17 protein-coding genes are annotated in these 18,638 nt (G+C 33.2%); 5 read left to right on the forward strand and 12 right to left on the reverse strand.

Going from position 1 to position 18,638, the window contains the following annotated elements; genetic code table 11:
• Window positions 1–5: 5 nt before the first annotated feature.
• From QPK35_RS06710 to QPK35_RS06725, 4 genes are all read right to left on the reverse strand, one after another.
• The gene (locus QPK35_RS06710) at window positions 6–1,955 is read right to left on the reverse strand and encodes a PTS fructose transporter subunit IIABC (protein ID WP_290033182.1); all 1,950 of its coding nucleotides are present in this window, start codon (window positions 1,953–1,955) and stop codon (window positions 6–8) included.
• Between the two features lie 11 nt (window positions 1,956–1,966).
• Window positions 1,967–2,881 (reverse strand): 1-phosphofructokinase, encoded by a 915-nt coding sequence (gene pfkB, locus QPK35_RS06715; protein ID WP_290033183.1) that lies wholly within the window; start codon window positions 2,879–2,881, stop codon window positions 1,967–1,969.
• Window positions 2,878–3,633: a DeoR/GlpR family DNA-binding transcription regulator gene (locus QPK35_RS06720; protein WP_290033184.1), complete on the reverse strand. Its 756-nt coding sequence runs from the start codon at window positions 3,631–3,633 to the stop codon at window positions 2,878–2,880. The genes pfkB and QPK35_RS06720 overlap by 4 nt, the downstream gene beginning before the upstream one ends.
• 87 nt (window positions 3,634–3,720) lie before the next feature.
• Complete coding sequence (locus QPK35_RS06725) at window positions 3,721–4,527, reverse strand: Cof-type HAD-IIB family hydrolase (RefSeq protein WP_290033185.1); 807 nt, start codon at window positions 4,525–4,527, stop codon at window positions 3,721–3,723.
• 121 nt (window positions 4,528–4,648) lie between these two features.
• Between QPK35_RS06725 and QPK35_RS06730 the strand changes: the two genes are divergently transcribed.
• Entirely contained in the window at window positions 4,649–4,990 is a 342-nt protein-coding gene (locus tag QPK35_RS06730; protein WP_290033187.1) for a hypothetical protein, read from the forward strand.
• A gap of 38 nt (window positions 4,991–5,028) precedes the next feature.
• Window positions 5,029–5,253 (forward strand): hypothetical protein, encoded by a 225-nt coding sequence (locus QPK35_RS06735; RefSeq protein WP_290033188.1) that lies wholly within the window; start codon window positions 5,029–5,031, stop codon window positions 5,251–5,253.
• 53 nt (window positions 5,254–5,306) lie between these two features.
• Here the strand turns inward: QPK35_RS06735 and QPK35_RS06740 are convergent, their stop codons facing one another.
• The 6 genes from QPK35_RS06740 to QPK35_RS06765 all read right to left on the reverse strand — a co-directional run bounded on the left by QPK35_RS06740 (window position 5,307) and on the right by QPK35_RS06765 (window position 11,519).
• Window positions 5,307–5,816 (reverse strand): universal stress protein, encoded by a 510-nt coding sequence (locus QPK35_RS06740; RefSeq protein WP_290033189.1) that lies wholly within the window; start codon window positions 5,814–5,816, stop codon window positions 5,307–5,309.
• Between the two features lie 130 nt (window positions 5,817–5,946).
• Complete coding sequence (locus QPK35_RS06745; RefSeq protein WP_290034263.1) at window positions 5,947–6,690, reverse strand: deoxynucleoside kinase; 744 nt, start codon at window positions 6,688–6,690, stop codon at window positions 5,947–5,949.
• A 179-nt stretch (window positions 6,691–6,869) separates the two neighbouring features.
• Window positions 6,870–7,628, reverse strand: a complete 759-nt coding sequence (locus tag QPK35_RS06750; protein ID WP_290033190.1) for a DUF4767 domain-containing protein — start codon at window positions 7,626–7,628, stop codon at window positions 6,870–6,872.
• 53 nt (window positions 7,629–7,681) lie between these two features.
• On the reverse strand, window positions 7,682–8,848 hold the full coding sequence (locus tag QPK35_RS06755; protein WP_290033191.1) for an AbrB/MazE/SpoVT family DNA-binding domain-containing protein: 1,167 nt from the start codon (window positions 8,846–8,848) through the stop codon (window positions 7,682–7,684).
• A gap of 150 nt (window positions 8,849–8,998) precedes the next feature.
• On the reverse strand, window positions 8,999–11,152 hold the full coding sequence (locus QPK35_RS06760; protein WP_290033192.1) for an AAA family ATPase: 2,154 nt from the start codon (window positions 11,150–11,152) through the stop codon (window positions 8,999–9,001).
• Between the two features lie 121 nt (window positions 11,153–11,273).
• The gene (locus QPK35_RS06765; protein ID WP_290033193.1) at window positions 11,274–11,519 is read right to left on the reverse strand and encodes a transcriptional regulator; all 246 of its coding nucleotides are present in this window, start codon (window positions 11,517–11,519) and stop codon (window positions 11,274–11,276) included.
• A 484-nt stretch (window positions 11,520–12,003) separates the two neighbouring features.
• Here QPK35_RS06765 and gap point away from each other — a divergent pair, with 484 nt between their 5' ends.
• Both gap and QPK35_RS06775 read left to right on the forward strand, forming a co-directional pair.
• Entirely contained in the window at window positions 12,004–13,017 is a 1,014-nt protein-coding gene (gene gap, locus QPK35_RS06770; RefSeq protein ID WP_290033194.1) for a type I glyceraldehyde-3-phosphate dehydrogenase, read from the forward strand.
• Between the two features lie 206 nt (window positions 13,018–13,223).
• On the forward strand, window positions 13,224–14,117 hold the full coding sequence (locus QPK35_RS06775) for a LysR family transcriptional regulator (protein ID WP_290033195.1): 894 nt from the start codon (window positions 13,224–13,226) through the stop codon (window positions 14,115–14,117).
• 47 nt (window positions 14,118–14,164) lie between these two features.
• Here the strand turns inward: QPK35_RS06775 and QPK35_RS06780 are convergent, their stop codons facing one another.
• On the reverse strand, window positions 14,165–16,282 hold the full coding sequence (locus QPK35_RS06780; RefSeq protein WP_290033196.1) for a putative ornithine decarboxylase: 2,118 nt from the start codon (window positions 16,280–16,282) through the stop codon (window positions 14,165–14,167).
• A gap of 196 nt (window positions 16,283–16,478) precedes the next feature.
• Here QPK35_RS06780 and QPK35_RS06785 point away from each other — a divergent pair, with 196 nt between their 5' ends.
• On the forward strand, window positions 16,479–17,933 hold the full coding sequence (locus QPK35_RS06785; protein ID WP_290033197.1) for an APC family permease: 1,455 nt from the start codon (window positions 16,479–16,481) through the stop codon (window positions 17,931–17,933).
• Between the two features lie 31 nt (window positions 17,934–17,964).
• Here QPK35_RS06785 and QPK35_RS06790 read toward each other — a convergent pair whose 3' ends face one another.
• Window positions 17,965–18,630, reverse strand: coding sequence for a histidine phosphatase family protein (locus tag QPK35_RS06790; RefSeq protein ID WP_290033198.1), 666 nt, complete (start codon window positions 18,628–18,630; stop codon window positions 17,965–17,967).
• Window positions 18,631–18,638 lie beyond the last annotated feature (8 nt).

Raw genomic sequence — 18,638 nt, forward strand, 5'->3', positions numbered from 1 at the left:
ATTTATTATTCATATGGATCTTCAGAAACTTTCTTCTTCACTAACCCCATAATAATTCCCGCAATAATTGCGCCAATTACTGTTGCTAATACATAACCAACCCAATTAGTTGCTAATGGTGTTACCCATAAACCACCATGAGGAGCAGGAACCCCAACTTTCATCAAACCAACAATTCCTCCACCAATTGCTGAACCAATTACACATGATGGAATAACACGTAATGGATCCGCTGTAGCAAATGGAATTGCTCCTTCTGTAATAAATGAGAATCCTAATACCCAGTTAGTAACACCTGCTTGACGTTCTTGTTTTGTAAATTTGTTCTTAAATAAAACTGTACCAATAGCTGTAGCAAATGGAGGAATCATACCACCAACCATTACAGCAGCCATTAAAATTGCAGCTGTTGCTGAATGTGGATCATTAGCAAATGCTCCTGATGCGAAAACATATGCAGCTTTGTTAAATGGGCCACCCATATCAATAGCCATCATTCCAGCAAGGATAGTTGTTAATAAGACTAAATTACCTGTACCCATGCTATTTAAGAAATTAGTAATCCAAAGGTTAATTCCAGAGAAGATTGGATTAATAATGAAGTACATAATCAATGCAATAAAGAGTAATCCAAGGATTGGATATAGAAGCATTGGTTTCATTCCTTCAAGTGATTTAGGTAATTTAGCAAAGAGTTTCTTTAAGCCAACCACAATGTATCCAGCAATAAAACCAGCTGCGATACCACCTAAAAATCCTGCTGATGAAGCAGCACCATGTTGAATATTTGCGATATATGCTCCACCAAATGATCCCTTATAAACCATTGCCATAAATCCACCAACAAAACCTGGCATTAAGGCTGGTTGATCACCAATTGATTCAGCAATATATGCAGCTAATACAGGTACCATAAAGGCAAATGCCATATTACCAGCATTGTTCAAAAAGACAAATGCTTCTGATTTTGAACCACCCATGTAGTTTTCAACTACAAATGAAAGGGCCATCAAAATCCCACCACCAATAACAAATGGAAGCATGTGTGAAATACCATTCATTAATTGTTTGTAGATATTTGCCCAAATTCCTGAACCTGATTCTTCTTGTTCGTTAGAACTATCATCACCATTTGCATGATAAATAGGTGCCTTATCATCTAAAACATCTTGAATTAATTTTTCAGGTTCCTTAATCCCTGCTGTTACAGGTTTATTTACTAAATGCTTACCATCAAATCGACTCATTGCAACTTTTTTATCTGCAGCTACAATAACTCCTTTAGCACGTTTGATTTCGTCATTTGTTAATTCATGTTTGATACCTTCTGAACCGTTTGTTTCAACTTTGATATCAACACCCATTTTTTTAGCTGTTTTCTTTAAGTTTTCTTCTGCCATATATGTGTGAGCAATACCATTTGGACATGCTGTAACAGCTACAATATATGGTTTGTCACTATTCGCAGGCGTTTCTGCTGCTTTTTTCTCAGCTTCTTTTTCAGCTACAGCCTTTGCAAAGATGTCTTGAACTTGATCTGGTGTTTCAGCTTTCTTCAAAGCAGCCACTACATCTGGATTCATTAACACTTGTGATAAAGCAGCTAAAGCTTGCAAGTGAGTATTATCTGCACCTTCTGGAGCAGCAATCATAAAGAATAAGTGTGCTGGCTGACCATCCATTGAGTCATAATCGACACCCTTAATGCTTCGTGCAAACATTACTGCTGGTTTCTTTACAGCTTCATCATGAGCATGAGGAATTGCAATTCCATCGCCCATTCCTGTTGAACCTTCTGCTTCACGCTTTAAAATATCTTTTTTATATAATTCTTCATCACTAATGATACCTTTTTCATAGTAATTATGAACCATTTCATCAATTACGCCCTCTTTGGTTGTAGCTTTAAGGTTCATAATCATGATATCTTTCATCAATAATTTACGAATATCCATAATAATTCTCCTTATTTATATTCTGTAATCTTAATTTGAGGTAAAATTTCGTCAATTTTAGCTTTTGTTGCTAAATCCTCAGAAAATGCTGTTGCAGAACCTGAAGCTAATCCATAACGAAATGCTTCAACAGGATCTTTTGTTTGAGCATATGTTCCTGTAAATCCAGCCAACATTGAATCCCCTGCACCAACTGAATTAATTACAGTTCCCTTCGGTGCAAGAGAACGGTAAACTTTGTCTTTAGTTACCATTAAGCCACCATCGCCTGCCATAGAAATTAAAACATGTTGCGCACCCATGTCTAACAATTTCTTTGCATATTTAACAATGTCATCGATTCCATCAAATTTCACGTGGAACATTTCTGCTAATTCATGATTATTAGGTTTAACAACTAGTGGGTGTTCTGGCAATGTTTTTAATAAACTATCTCCAGTTGTATCAATTACAAATTGTGCACCTTTTTCACGAATAATTTTAATTAAATCAAAATAGAAATTATCATCTAATCCTGGAAGTAAACTACCTGCAAAAACAACAGTATCATCTGCTGTTAACTTGTCAAATTGCTTTTTAAAACTTGCAAGTTCTTCATCAGTTAATTTAGGTCCACGACCGTTAATTTCTGTTTCTTTCTCAGCTTTAATTTTAACGTTAATTCGAGTATTTTTTTCAATCGGTGTAAAATCTGTTTTTAGTCCCACTTCTTCTAGTGAAGATTTTACAAAATCTCCAGTGAAACCACCTAAGAATCCCCAGGCAATACTATCATGTCCTAATTCTTGTAAAATTCTGGAAACATTGATCCCCTTACCGCCAGGAAGCATGTTATCATAATCCATTCGGTTTACTTCACCTAAATTTAGGTTTGCTAATTGAACAATATAGTCAATTGATGGGTTTACTGTTACTGTATAAATCATCTTTTGACCTCCTCAACAGTTGTTTCTTTCATAAATGAATGAAGTAATGCTGCAGATATTTTTTCAACAATCAGAGTAGCCATTTTTAAAGGAGCTACTTGCACAAATGAAACTTCATTTAATTTCGATGAATCTGCTAAAACATATGAATACTGAGCCTTCTGCATTGCACATTCTTTAATAGCTGCCTCTTCAGGATCAGGAGTAGTATATCCATCAGAAATATCAACTCCGTTCATCCCTAGAAAAGCTTTATTAAAACGTAATTTGTTTAATTGAGAAAGTGCACTGACTCCAACAATCGCTTTAGTTGTTTCTTTCAAATGTCCACCAATGATTATTGATCGAATATGCCTCTCAGCAAGTGCTGAGGCATGTAAAATTCCATTTGTTACTACTGTAATCCCCTGGTTTTGTGGCAAATAATCAACCATTGCCAATGTACTTGTACCTGCATCCAAAAAAATTACATCATTTGGATTAACATGTGTAGCCGCCTGTTGCCCAATTGCTCGTTTAGCATCTGGATTCTGTGAAGCTTTTCCAAACATATCAGGTTCATTTTGTAAGGCATAATTAATCTTTGCTCCTCCATGCACCCGTTCAAGAAGTCCTTGTTCTTCTAACGTCTTTAAATCACGCCGAACTGAAGATTCAGATCCGTGGGTGCGTTTGCAAAATTCTTGAACTTCAACAACTCGATTTGATCTCAACATCTCTAAAATAATTTGTTGTCGTTCTTCTGCAAGCATTTTCATTCCCTCCATGACTTTATTTTAGCATCATTAATTGCCAGTTTCAATCACATTCAGTCATTTTCAATCACTAATTGTTAATTTTCATAAAACAAATTTTTCTACTGCTTTTCCAAGGCCATCATGATTATTGTCATCAGTAATATATGAAGCAACTTGTTTTACCTTTTCATTTCCATTTCCCATTGCAACACTATGTTTAACAGCCTCTAACATGGTTAAATCATTATTTTCATCACCAACAGTCATTATTTCATTTTGCTTAATCCCTAACTTTTGAGCAAGTTCAATTACAGCATGTCCTTTAGTGGCTTGGGGAGAAGTAAATTCAAGGAAAAATGGCTCACTTCTTACAATATAATATTTTGACTTAATTTCTTGCGGAATTTGTTTTATTGTCTTTGAAATTTTATTAGGTTCATCAGCCCACATAAATTTAGTTGCTTTGACTGATAATTGTGATATCTCACGATAATGCAATTCCATGTTAGTATAGAAAGCATCTTTCACTGAATAACGACTAATATCTTGATCAAAAACATATAGGTCAGAATCAGCAGTTACTATTTGAGCTTTAATTCCTAATTGATGACTTAAATTTGCTAATTCAATACAATCCGGTATCGAAATCTCATTACGTGCAATCACTTCATTTGTTCCTATATTTTGAATCTGCGCCCCATTAAAGGTAATTGCAAAATCATCAGTAGTATTTAATTCTAATTGTTCAATATAATTTTGAATACCTGAAACAGGTCGTCCTGTACATAAAACAACATAAACTCCTTTAGCTCGAGCTTGTTTTAATACTTTCCTTGTAAATGATGTAATTTTACGTTCATCATTTACCAAAGTTCCATCAATATCAGTAGCAATTAATTTGATTGCCATTTGGATCCCTCATCTCTTTTAGAAATCGCTTTCTTTTTCATTTATAGAATATCATAAGTCTTTTACTTATAGGAATTTTTTTGTAAAATAAAAACATATATTTATTCAAAGGAGCAATTCAATGTTTAATGTAATTCCAAATGATTATCCAGAAGTTCTTGCCAAACTTAATTGGCTTAAAGCAAATGGATATCCTGATGCAACTGAAGAAGGCGTATTACGTGACACAATTATTTCTGGTGCTCAAGATTTATTCAACGAAGCATTAGAAGAATCCTACTGGACTGTATTATGGGACGTGGAAGATGAAAAGTTATGGGTTAGAGGCGCAATGAGTGAACGTCTTGGTGAAATGGTTCCCCGTGAAGGTTTCAAAACATTTGCGGATGACTTTAAACAAAATCCATATAAGTTTTGGGAAAATCTTGGAATGCAAGTTCGCAGCATCGTAGGTAGCGAATAATTCAGTCTGCTTAAATTTCTAATAAAGATGGAGTGTCTATGAAACATTTAAAACGAAATTTAACAATAATATTTATTATTAATGCAATTGTATTAATTGGTTGCTTAGCATTCACAATTCAACAATTTTCTTTGCATCCATCCTTATCATTAGGGATGATTTTACTATTAATTGTTGACTTCATCGTTTTAAGTACATTTACATCATTAATGACAGTTGCAATTCAATATCTCGTTAAAAAAATTAAAGAACGCAGAAAATAAATAACCTAAGATTAGATCATAAAAGAGTTACAAGATCTAATCTTAGGTTATAATTATTCTGCGTCAATATCTTTCAAATCAATATCAATTTCTTTTGATAAAATCTTTTCAGGTGCCTTTGCAATCATTACATCGCACTTAGCAGTCCGCATAATATATGAGGCAACTGAACCAACAATAATACGTTTGAAGAAATTCTTACCTGTTTCCCCTACAATAATTAAATCATTTTGATATTCAGGTTGAAAATCTTCGACAATTACTGTTTTTGGATTACCAAATCTCAAATGAACTGCAATTTTATTTTCAGGTAATCCTTCTTCAATCAAATGTTGTTTAAGATCATTTATATATTTTTCACATTCTTGTTCTTCTTTGTAAATTCGTTCACCATCTAAAGTAATCCCCGCATTACCATATTCAAGTGAATTCATATCTAATACCCATAAAACATCTAAATGAGCATCATTTCTTTTAGCTATATTTAAAGCATCAAATAAAGCTTGTTCTGAACCCTTTGAACCATCAATACCTACTAAAATTTTTTTGTAGCCTAATGCCATAATCAACACTCCTATCTATTTTAATGATAGCTGTATCAATTATTTTTTTCAAGCAAAGAACATATTTATAAAAAATGAGAACTAGCCTTAAAGATAGCTCTTTAAAAACTAATTCTCATTCCACTTTTAATTACATTTCATCTAACATAATTTTATGTTTTTCTTTTAATTCAGCAAATTTTTCTTCTGTTAAATTGCCTAATTCAACTAATTTACTTTCAATCATTTCAAGAACGGTTACACGGTCTTCTAAATTAGTTACAAAATCAAATTTATCTCCATCGATTACAAGCATTGGAGATGCTTCATATTCATCACGCCAAATATCATATTGTTTTAATAAACGGTGATAGTAATCAACTAATGAAGGGTCATTTTCGACCAATTCATATTCACGACCACGTTTTTCAATTCGCTTGAGCATCGTATCATAAGATACATTGATCATGATCATCAAATCTGGTGATTTTTTATGTGAAGCATATGGTAATTCTTCCATCATATTGCTAAGCAAGCTCTTATAGATATCATATTCAACATCTGTAGCATTACCCATTTCAGTATTCATACGCATAAAGATCTCATCTTCATAAATAGAACGGTCTAAAATGTTATTGTCTTCTTCCATTGCTTGTTTAATCATTGCAAAACGACGGTTTAAAAAGAATGTTTGCAATAAGTATGCGTAAGGATTAGTAGCTTCTTTATCTCCTTCTGAACGCTTTTTAGCAGCAATCTCATTACCTTTATAAAACAAAGGCAATACAGGGTTGTCTTCTACTGGTTCATAAAAAGCTTTTGTTCCTAATTCCTCTGATAAAATTTGTGTAAGGCTTGATTTGCCTGATCCGATAATACCTGAAAGTGTAATCAAAATGATAGATGCATCCTTTCCTCCGAGACCAGACAAAACTAGTCTCTTTTTTAATTGCACTTTATATCATACGCCCATTTATTTAAAAAATAAAGTCAATATTTTGCGATGAAAAACGCTTATGATTACTATATATTGTGGAATAATATCCTAAATGGGCATTGTCTCTTTATAAATTTTTAATTTTCATTGACAATTTTTTCAAATCCTGCCCGCAAGTCTCGATTGGCAGTTTCTTTGAAATTCAATTGATTTTCTCCATCGCTTTGTTCTGTAATTAAAACAATTGGACTTCCATTATGAATTGCAAAAAAGTACAAGTGTGTCCCTGCACTGCTTGGATTATTTGCATCACTATAAATTGCAACTACATTATAATCTGCATCACCCTGTCCATCCGCTGACCAAGTGACGCTTACTGGTTCATTATTAACTCTGTAATTAATATTACCGAAATCATTTGGAAAATGGTAATCATGAAAATCAACATCATTATTTGTATCTTCTCCACAATTTTCATATTGTTGATTCATTTGATTTCCCCAAGACTGCATGAATGATGCAAGTTGACTAGCTTTATTACTATTCCATAGTTTCACTGTCTGGCTTGAAGAAGAACTTTCCAATTTTGAAGTCGATTCTGTTGTTTTTTTGCTCTTTGCACTCTGTACAACATCTATTGACATCGATTCTTCACTTGAATGTCTTTCATTACTTGATTTTGAAAGTAGCATCCATCCAATTAAAATAATAATGACAGCAATTAAAAATACTATATATTTATATCTTTTATGATTATAATTTTGCCCTCCATTATGATTTCCTGTTCGTCGTAAAGATTGAGTTTCTGGTTTTACATTTAGTAAACTTTTACCGCATTTCTTGCAAAAATTGGCATTCTTTGGATTCTCGCTCCCACATTTAGGGCATTTTTTCATTATTTAATCTCCTTACATTTATTTCCCCGGTAATTAATTATAGATGTTCCTTTTTAATCTTTATTATCAAATTTAAGTTTAATTTGATAATTTTGTCCATCATCTTCTACAATTCCAATCATTGTATCAAAAAGTAATAAGATCCATCCGAAAGCAAGAACAAAAGCAATCAATTCGAAAGCTGTTAATGAAATCAGATAGAATGGTTTAAACATTAAATCAACAACAATTAGTCCTATACACATTGCATATGAAATAGTTAAGAACCGTTTTCCCACTTCGGGTAAAAGCCAACGAATTCCTACTATTAAGATGATAATAAAATAAACTAAATATCCTGCAACTTTATCATGCAAAATATGGAAATTTGCATTGTTAGGGAAGACCCCAACAGCACCTACATCAAGAGCCGTTAAAGTCAATAAGATTCTTAATGTAATTGTTCGCCATGAATTTTTAACTACATCATGTAATGAAACAAAAATATAATCAATTAACGCAACCATTAATAATGATGAAAAAACAAGCGTTAAATTAAATTGCCAGCTATTGTTAGCATTTTTAGTACCTAAAAAACTAAGATTATGTTGCCACCAATTTTTACCGTTAGATGCCATTGATAATACTGCACCGCTAATAATCACTAAAATCATAATTGTCGTTAACATGCCATAATCTACAGCTAAGCCAATTCTGACCATAATATAATTGATTGCTAAAACAAAAACTAAAAATAACATTATTGCTGTAACATGGCCAAAAGTAATTCCTGTGAAAATTCTTCCCATTCCCCATGCAATTCCCATTAAAGCAAGTGCTAAAATTAGTACGAACGATATTACGATCACTGGAAATGTTCTCCAAAAAGTATGCGCTGAATAATTAGTAGTGATGTTTTTTCGGTTTACAATGAAATAGGTACTAAACATTATCATTCCTGATAAACCACCTAATACAATCAAACCACTAGCAATTGATTGATTCCCAACCAATGGAACTTGTTTTAAATGTATTGCATTAATATATAAGCCAAAAATAGCACTTGCAATAATTGATGCTAATACTAGCCACATTACATTGAATTGACGCTTATTGCTAGTATTATTAGTTTTTTTGAGACGAATTTCTCCATGTTTTTCGCTAATATGAAATTTGTCACCATCATGTATGTTATATTTTTCAACTACCTCATCAGGTAATGTTACCTTTATTTTGGTCATTATTATTTTCCTTTCAAAAATAAGTTTCATTTTTTATTATAACAAAACGCTCTTATCTTTTTAGCTTTTCCTTCAAAATATACAAAAAAAGGAATCATGAATAATCATGATTCCCTTTATAAAAGTCAGTGAACCGCTTATAACTATTAATTACTTGCTTTCATCTGTCTTCTTTTCTTCTTTTTGATCCTTATTTTCAGCTGACTTACGTTCTGTGATAACTAACTTACCATCTTCCATATCTGCAGCTAAATGTTTTACATTTGGATTATCCAAATAGAAGTCTGTTACTTTATCCCGGATTTGTTGTTCAATTACTCGACGCAATGGACGTGCTCCCATTGCTTCATCATAACCTTGTTCAATCAAGTAATCTTTAGCTTTTTCAGAAACTGTTAAGTCAATGTCTTTCTTAGCTAAAGTTTGGTTAACTTCAGTCAACATTAAATCAACAATCTTCTTCAAGTCATCCTTTGTCAAGTGTGAGAATTCAATAACTGCATTGAAACGATTCAAAAATTCTGGACGGAAGTATGGAGCAATCTTCTTCATGATATCTTCATCCTTCTTTTCATTACCGTTTAATTCTTCGTTACCGAATCCAGCGTTTGATGTAGCAATAATTACTGTATTCTTAAAGTTAACAGTATTTCCTTGACCATCAGTTAAACGTCCATCATCTAACACTTGTAATAATAAAGTAATAACTTGTGGATCAGCCTTTTCAATTTCATCTAACAAGATAATTGAATATGGATTACGACGAACACGTTCAGTTAACGTATTGTTGTTATCTTCATAACCAACGTATCCTGCTGAAGTTCCAATTAATTTAGATACCGCTGTTCTATCTGAATATTCTGACATATCAAGTCGGATAATCGCATCCTTTGAACCAAACATATCTAAAGCTAATTGTTTTGCTAATTCAGTTTTACCTACACCAGTTGGTCCAACGAATAAGAAGCTACCAATTGGACGGTTTCCTTCATCAAATCCAGCACGATTTCTTCTAATTGCACGTGCTACTGCATCAACCGCTTCATCTTGACCAATAACCTTACCCTTCAAACGGTCACCGATTGTCTTTAAGCGTTCAATGTCGCTAGCACCCATCTTAGATACTGGAATACCAGTTAATCTTTCAACTGCTTCAGCAACGTCATTTACTGTTGCAGTGACTTTTTGTTCTTGAGCATGGTTATCAATTTGCTTTTGCAAATCTTTGATCTTTGTTTTAGCATTTAATGCTGCTTCATAATCTTCATCTTCAGCTGCTTTTTCTTGCTTTTCTTTTTCTGCAGCAATTTGCTTTTCAATTTCCTTAACATCTGTTACTGGATGTTGTGCTGCTAAATGTGCAGCAGTCATATCAATTAAATCAATTGCTTTATCTGGCAAGCTCCGTTGTGGAATGTATTGGATTGAATAGTCCACAGCTGCTTTTAAGACATTGTCTGGCAATTCTACATTGTGATGTTTTTCATAAAGTGGACGAATTCCACGTAAAATCTTAAATGTATCTTCTGCACTTGGCGCATTAACTGTAACTTCATTAAAACGACGTGCTAAAGCTGCATTTTTCATAATTGTATTATGATATTCATCTTGTGTAGTTGCACCAATTACTGTAATTTCGCCACGTGATAATGCTGGTTTCAAAATATCTGCTAAACCTTTTGAGCCATTGTCGCCACCCATACCACCGGCGCCTAAAATTTGATGAATTTCATCAAAGAATAAAATTACATTTCCACGTTGTTTTACTTCTTTAATTAAATTTTGGATATTTTCTTCAAAACTTCCACGGTATTGTGTCCCTGCTTCTAGACCAGAAATATCAATACTAATGATTTCCTTATTTTTAATAGCAGCTGGAACATCTCCGTTTACAATTGCTTGTGCTAATCCTTCTACAACAGCTGTTTTACCTACACCGGCATCTCCAACTAATACAGGATTATTCTTTGTCCGACGTGACAAAATTTCAGCTGTTTCTTGAATTTCTTTATTTCTACCAATTACAGGATCTAACTTACCATCACGAGCTTCTTGAGTTAAGTTGCGTCCTAATTTTTCTAAGATACCATCTTTCTTAGCTTTACCTGCAACTTGTGCTCCTTGTGCATTTGCACCCTTTGGTAATTTTCCTGTTTTACGGTATTCTGCAAATTCTTCAGGAGTTACTTCTCGTCCGTTAATTAAATAACGACGATTTTCGGAATTAATTCCATTCATACCTCCCATTAATTGATTAAAAATATCATCCATATTATCAAATGGTCCTACTGGAATATCAGCCATAGTAGCATACCTCCTAAATTTCTTAAGTAATATATATCAGTAAGAGTTGATAACAAAAAAGTCTGACTGATACACAAACCAAAGTGACTCAACCAAGACTTCCTGCGGTTACAAAACCTTACTATCTATCATCTTTTCTGTCGTCATTTACAAGATATCCTTCTTCTAATTCTCGAAGCACTTCCCACATTGCTTTATGTTGGGCTTGTGCTAACGCATCAAGATCTCGCAAATTCATCGAAGTAGCCTTTGATTGCTCTTTGTTAAACGACTTATGTAGAGTTGTGTAACCGTAACCCGATATTTTAGCTACTCGATAAATTGTTAATTCTTGGTGATCGAGATAACTTTTAATATCGATTTTCATCTCTATCACATCCCTACGACTATTAGTATATCACATTTGTAATATATTACAAGTGTAAAATACCACAAATGTAAAATAAATTTTGCTTTTTTTGAAATTTACAACAATTCTTGGTATTTCGTTGTTGATACTTAACTTATGAATTCATAATGTTATTATTATGATGGTGTTTGTAATAACACCACCCTTTCCAAATTGCCGTATCGGGCTATATAGTAATAGAAGCAATTCTATTACTATACATAGAACTGTTGAGGTCTACTGGCAATTGGAAGGGGCTTTTTTTATATTTTAATTAAAATTAATTATCTAAAAAAATATCCATATATTAAAGTTTTTTTAGTATAATATTTTTATTTAAATTTTATTTCTAATTTCGTAAGATATTAGTTGTTATTTTTAATGATATAGCGTTATAATAAAACTTGTTTAAGGGATGATGATTTTCATCATTCAAATTTTACCTTTTAGGAGGAATATTAATATGACTACAAAAGTAGGTATTAATGGTTTTGGTCGTATCGGCCGTTTAGCATTCCGTCGGATTGCTGAAGTATCAGATGATTTGGAAATCGTTGCTATCAACGACTTAACATCACCAGCTATGTTAGCTCACTTATTGAAGTATGACACAGCTCATGGTCAATTTGATGCAGAAGTATCTGCAACAGATCACTCACTTATCGTAAACGGTAAGGAAATCCCTGTATATGCAGAAGCAGATGCAACAAACATTCCTTGGGTTAAGAACGATGGTGTTGATTTAGTACTTGAATCAACAGGTTTCTACACATCAGAAGAAAAGGCATCAGCACACTTGAAGGCTGGCGCAAAGAAAGTTCTTGTATCAGCACCAGCAGGTGACATGCCAACAGTTGTTTACGGTGTAAACGATGACATCATCACACCAGATGCAAACATCATTTCAGCTGCATCATGTACAACAAACTGCTTAGCACCAATGGCAAAGGCTGTTAACGATGCATTTGGTATCAAAGCAGGTACAATGACAACAACACACGCATACACAGCAACACAACACTTACAAGACGGTCCAGACCGCAAAGGTAATGTACGTAACGCACGTGCTGCTGCACAAAACATCATTCCTCACTCAACAGGTGCTGCAAAGGCCTTAGGTAAGGTAGTTCCAGAATTAGACGGCAAGTTAGATGGACACGCATTACGTGTACCAACAATCACAGGTTCAGTAACAGAATTAGTTGTAACATTAGACAAAGCAGTTACAGCTGAAGAAGTAAACGAAGCTGTTAAGAAGGTAACAGATGGTAACGAATCATTTGGTTACAACGCAGACGAAATCGTATCAAGCGATATCATCGGTACATCATTTGGTTCAGTATTTGACCCATCACAAACACAAGTTGTCGGTGAAGGCGAAGGCCAAGTAGTAAAAGTTGCTGCATGGTATGACAACGAATCAGGCTTCACAGCTCAAATGATCCGTACATTAGAAAAATTCGCAAGCATGCTTTAAGATAAAGCCTGTTAGTGAAATCTAATTTACAGGTAAAAAAGACTATGACTAAGTCATAGTCTTTTTTTATTTTAATAACCCCTTCTCCAATTCTTGTGCTAAAATAACTTATCTATAATATTTTTCATTATGTAATATTGAATAAATTATTTTAATAATATAAAATAAAAGTATAAATTCAGTTTATCTTTAAAGAAGGTTAAATCATGTTTGATCACAAATTACTCACTTTTTTAACAGTCGCTAAAGTGGGCTCTTATACAAAAGCCGCAGAAGAACTCTATATTAGTCAACCTGCTGTATCACAACAATTGAAAAACCTTGAGGAAGAATTAAATGTTAAACTCTTTACTTATAAAAAGCGCAAATTACATTTAACACAATCAGGAAAACAACTTCTTTTATTTGTGGAATCTTTGCGCTCTCAAAGTAATAAGTTCAAAGAACATTTACATGCAATTCCTAAAAATAAACGTCCACTCCATTTAGCTGCGACTCAATCATTAACAAACTCAATGTTGCCTGATTTAATTGCATTTGTTAATGAAAAGCATCCAGAAATCATCCTCCACTGTGATATTATGAACACTAAAGAGTGTTTAGCGCAATTACATTCTGGTAAGTTAGATTTTGCATTAGTTGAGGGTAATTTTGACACTGAACAATTCACTGCTCATCCATTGATTGACGAGCCATTTATTGCAGTTGCATCTCCAAAATTAGGTCTAGATCCTAATAAAAAATATAAATTAAATGAACTGCTTGATTTTCCACTCATCTATCGCGAAAGCGGTTCTGGATCCTATGCAATTATGCAACAAATTTTAGGCACTCAAAATCTTAAAGTTAGTGATTTTGATCAGCGAACACAAATTAGTAATCCTGAAACAATCAAACAAGTATTGGAAACAGGTGTAGGTATTAGTTTTATGTATCGTGGAATTGTAGCACGTCAAATTCACGATGGTACATTGATGGAAGTCAATTTAAATTCAATTAATATTACTCATCCAATATATTTGGTTTACTTAAATAATAATTATTTTGAAAAAGAATACCTTCAATTGCTTGATGAGTGGTTACCTACTTATCATGAATAAAATTTTACATAGAAAAAGAGACTAAGTAATTAGTCTCTTTTGTTATATTATTCATTTTTTAAAACTTCACATTGTACATGAATTTTACCATTGACATCTTTATCACCATAATAAACTCCTTGGATTTCTGGTACAAAACCATCAAATTTTTCCATTGCTCCTACAAGTGTTTGAAAATATGCAATGTCGACTTTCTGCCATCTCTCGCCAGGTGCAACAATGAATACACCTGGAGGATATGGTAAAGCGCCCTCCATAGCAATTCTTCCTTCAACATTTTCTAAGTTACATAATTCACTTTGATTATATCTAAATTTTAAGTCAGCTACTGCTGGACTCAAATCATATTTTTGCATATCTTTCTTTTCAAATAATGCTTGTTGTAATTCAAATGTATGATTTTGTTTATAATAATCATGCATTTCCTGACAAAGTTTTTTAATTGTATAATTTGCATATCGCCTATGGTACTTTTTGGTTAGTTGAGGTAATACAACGTCTAGTGGAGCATCTTTTTCATATAATTCTTCAAATTCCATAAATGCATCTAGCAATGCATCAAGATCACTGTCCAGATCTCCCGGAGTTAAAAGAAATAGTAATGAGTTTAAATCAGCCTTAGCTTTTAAAATTTGATGTTCTGTTAAAAATTCAGCAACAATTGGTCCTGGAATTCCTTCTTTTTCATATGTGGCAGCTGCAATATCAATTCCTGGCGTTACAACCGTTAATTTTAATGGATCAATAATTGCTTCATTTTTTGCAATTCGTTTAAATCCATGCCAATCATCTTCTGGATTTAGCCGCCAATATTTAATATCACTGGCTAATTCAGTTGTAGGAATATCCTCCCATAATCTTCCATCAACTTCAATTGGGACTAAAGGACGGAATAATTTTGAATTCTTAATTAATTGTTTTCTCCATTCAATTCCCTTTATTAAAATTTGTTGCCACCACTTTTGGTTGCTTCTGCCACTTGCAAGATAAGAATTTACTGTCATTGAAGCATAAAGGGGATAGTTATAACTTGAAGTTACATATTTTAAATAGGCATTATTAAAATGCTTATGATCAACATATCTATCTTGTCCCTTAATGTGTGCATCTTTTTTTAAAATTTGTGAAGCAGAGCCCATTCCTGTTTGTTGTTTATGTAATGATTGAGTTACTAAAATTCCAGGATCCTCAGCACTATAGCTTTGACTAAGAGGTGATAATTCATTCATTAAATCAACAAATTGCTCAAATCCTCCCCAAGCACAATCAAAAAGAACATAATCACATAAACTGCCAATTTTCTTTAATAACCATGCGGCATTATAAAATACGCCATCATATGTTTCTGCCTGGATTACTGCCATTCTAAATGGGCGTTTTTGCTTAGCTTTTTGAGGGTCAACCTTAGCTGCTTCTGCTCTTAATCTATCCTCTGTTAAAAAGCTTGGATCCATCTCACCAATTAGCCCGAGTGGATTACGGTCAGTTGGAATATAAACAGGTTTAGCACCATTCATAATTAACGCACCATTATACAGTGATTTATGATTATTACGGTCAAATAAAACTAAATCATCTGGTCGCAAAATTGCACTCGCACAAATATCATTTGAACCAGTCGTTCCATTAGGACAAAAATAAACCTTATCTGCATGATATACCTCTGCAGCTTTTTGCTCTGCTTCTAACGGAGAACCAGCGTGAGTCATCGTATCTCCTAATTCTGCCACCGTATCACTTGTATCCGCAAATAATAAATTATCTCCAAAAAACTTATTAAATACAACTCCTGCTGGATGTTTAGCATTATAACGTCCATTATGGTGACCAGGAGTTGTAAAACTTACAGGTCGTTTATCAGCAAAATTAATTAAATCAGTTAAAAATCGAGGAATCATTCTTTTTTCATATTCACTTGCACATTTTTTTATTTCCTCAGAAATTTTATCAGACTCTTTTACTACATCTACAACAACGATTGGAATATAAAGTGCAGAATCTTCTCGAATTTTAGTTGCAGTTTTGTCTTCATCAATACTATTTTTATCAATTACAATAGCTGCCAATTCTGCCCCATTTAGTTTTGAGTCCAGAGTAACACTAATCCATTCTTCAGGAATATACTTCATTAGATTTTTAGGTGCAGCAATTTTTAAATACTTCATATTCCTATCCTCCTTTTAATTGTCAAAATCATTTGCTATTTATCAAAATTAGATTAAACTATATTAGTATGTACATAAATTAATTATAACGTAAAGGAGAGAAAGCATGCAGTATAACGCTGGACTTAGCTGGAATAAAGCTCCTGGCAAATCATTCACTAATTTGAACTCAAAATAAGAAAGGAAAAATCAAATTATGAATGATTTAACAACAACTAAAAAACATTATATGAGCTGGCCAGTTATTGCCTTATTAGATTTCGTTACTATTATTAGTTTTGAAAATATTTTCTACCCTTTTCAAAACCAAGGACTTTCTGTTGTCGTTTCCTGGATCTTCCTTTTATTCTCATACGTTATCCCTTATGCATTGATTGCAACTCAATTGGGATTAACTTTTGGTGGAGAAGAAGCTGGAGGTCTTGCCTCTTGGATTCGTCGTGGAACTCACAGTGATCTCTTCGGTTATGTCACATCTTGGATGTATTGGACACAAACCATTCCTTATTTAGTTGATGTATCAAACTCTGTTGTTGTATCAATTAGTTGGATAATTTTAGGAAATGCCACTTTAAACCAACATATGTCAACCATGACATTTGGCTTAATGACATTTATTATCATCTTATTATTCATTATTTTTGAAAATAAAGTTAGAAACTCACTTGAAATTCTTTCCGTCATTGGTGGCGGTGCTATGTTCTTAATTTCAATGCTTTTTGTTTTCATGACAGTTTGGGCACTCACACATGGCGCTCATGTTGCTACTCATTTTAGTTTAGAAGCGTTTAAGCCAAGTTTCAGTCTCCATTATTTCTCGACAACTGGACTACTAATTTTTGCGATGTCTGGTGCTGAATTAGCTGCCCCATACATTAGTCGTTTGAAAAATCCCAATCGTGATTTCCCTAAAGCGATGTGGGCACTTGCATTAATGACTGCTTTCTTGACCATTTTTGGAACATTAGCTCTTGCTGTTTTCTTTAATGCAAATCATATTCCAGCTGATTTCAAAATGAATGGTCCATACTATGCATTTAAATTGTTAGGTGAACAATGTGGAATGGGTAAATCATTGATGTATGTTTTTGCATTTGTTCAATTATTCTTTATGTTAGCTCAATTAGCTATTTTAATTGATGCTGCAAGTCGTGTATTTGCTAGCGATACAGCTTCTAAATACATGCCAAGTTGGCTAACTAAGAAAAACAAAAATGGTCGTCCAATTAACAGTTATATTTTAACTGCTGGGATTAGTTTATTAATTTTATTATTAAGTGGTACTCTTCCTAGCATTAACTCTATTTATAACTGGCTATTAAATCTAAATGGGATTGTTTCTCCATATAAGACTGCATTAGTTTTCGTTGCATTTATTGCCATTAGATGGCATCAAGATGAATTTAATTCAAGTTATGTATTTATTAAAAACCGAAAAGGTGCTTTAGCTGTCGGTTGGTGGTGCTTCCTCTTCACATTTATTTGTGCAACCATGGGATTTATTCCACAGGATGCTGAACCAGGAACTGCCACATTTGATCATCAACTATTAATGAATTTCCTAACTGTAGGATTCTTAATTGTTCTTGGATTCCTTCTTCCTTGGCTACGCAAACTTGAATTAAAAAGAAAAGAAAAAAATATTGAATAAATAAAAAAAGCAGGTTAACTAACCTGCTTTTTTAATATTCTTCGCCATCTAAATAATGATTATAATATTCTACTATAACATCATTATCGCTAACTTTAAGCTTTGTAATTGATCCATTTTGAGGTCCATTCACTGGAGCATTATATTTAGGAGCAAATTGATTTACAATAGTTCGAATCGTTAAACTATGACTTACTAATAAAATATTTTCTCCATTTTGATGGTGTTTTCTCAAATAATCAAATCCCTGATTAATACGGGTTACAAAAGTTTTATCATTTTCAGCATCGTGAAATGGATCAGTTTCATGTAATAAATCACGAGTAGCTGCAAAACCTAATTTATCAATAATCTCATAATATGTTTTTGCATCATGAGGTAATCCAGCCATTGTCCAAGTTTGGCCTGCATCAGCACCTTCAAAATATCCAAAATTTTGTTCACGAAAATTCATTAATTCAAATGTTTGTGGAATTTCATTTTGATTTTCGCTCAATATGAAATCTCTCGTTTTCATTGCACGCAATGTATCGCTGCTATATGCTGCATCAAATTTTATTTCACTTAAATGCTTCCCTGCTATCTTAGCATCAGCAATTCCTTTTTCTGTTAGTGGTGAATCACACCATCCTTGAAGTCGACGATATTTATTGATCATCGTTTGACCATGACGTGTTAAATAAATTGTAAAATTCATATCTTTTC

It is taken from the genome of Ligilactobacillus cholophilus (assembly GCF_030389495.1).
Taxonomy (GTDB): domain Bacteria; phylum Bacillota; class Bacilli; order Lactobacillales; family Lactobacillaceae; genus Ligilactobacillus; species Ligilactobacillus cholophilus.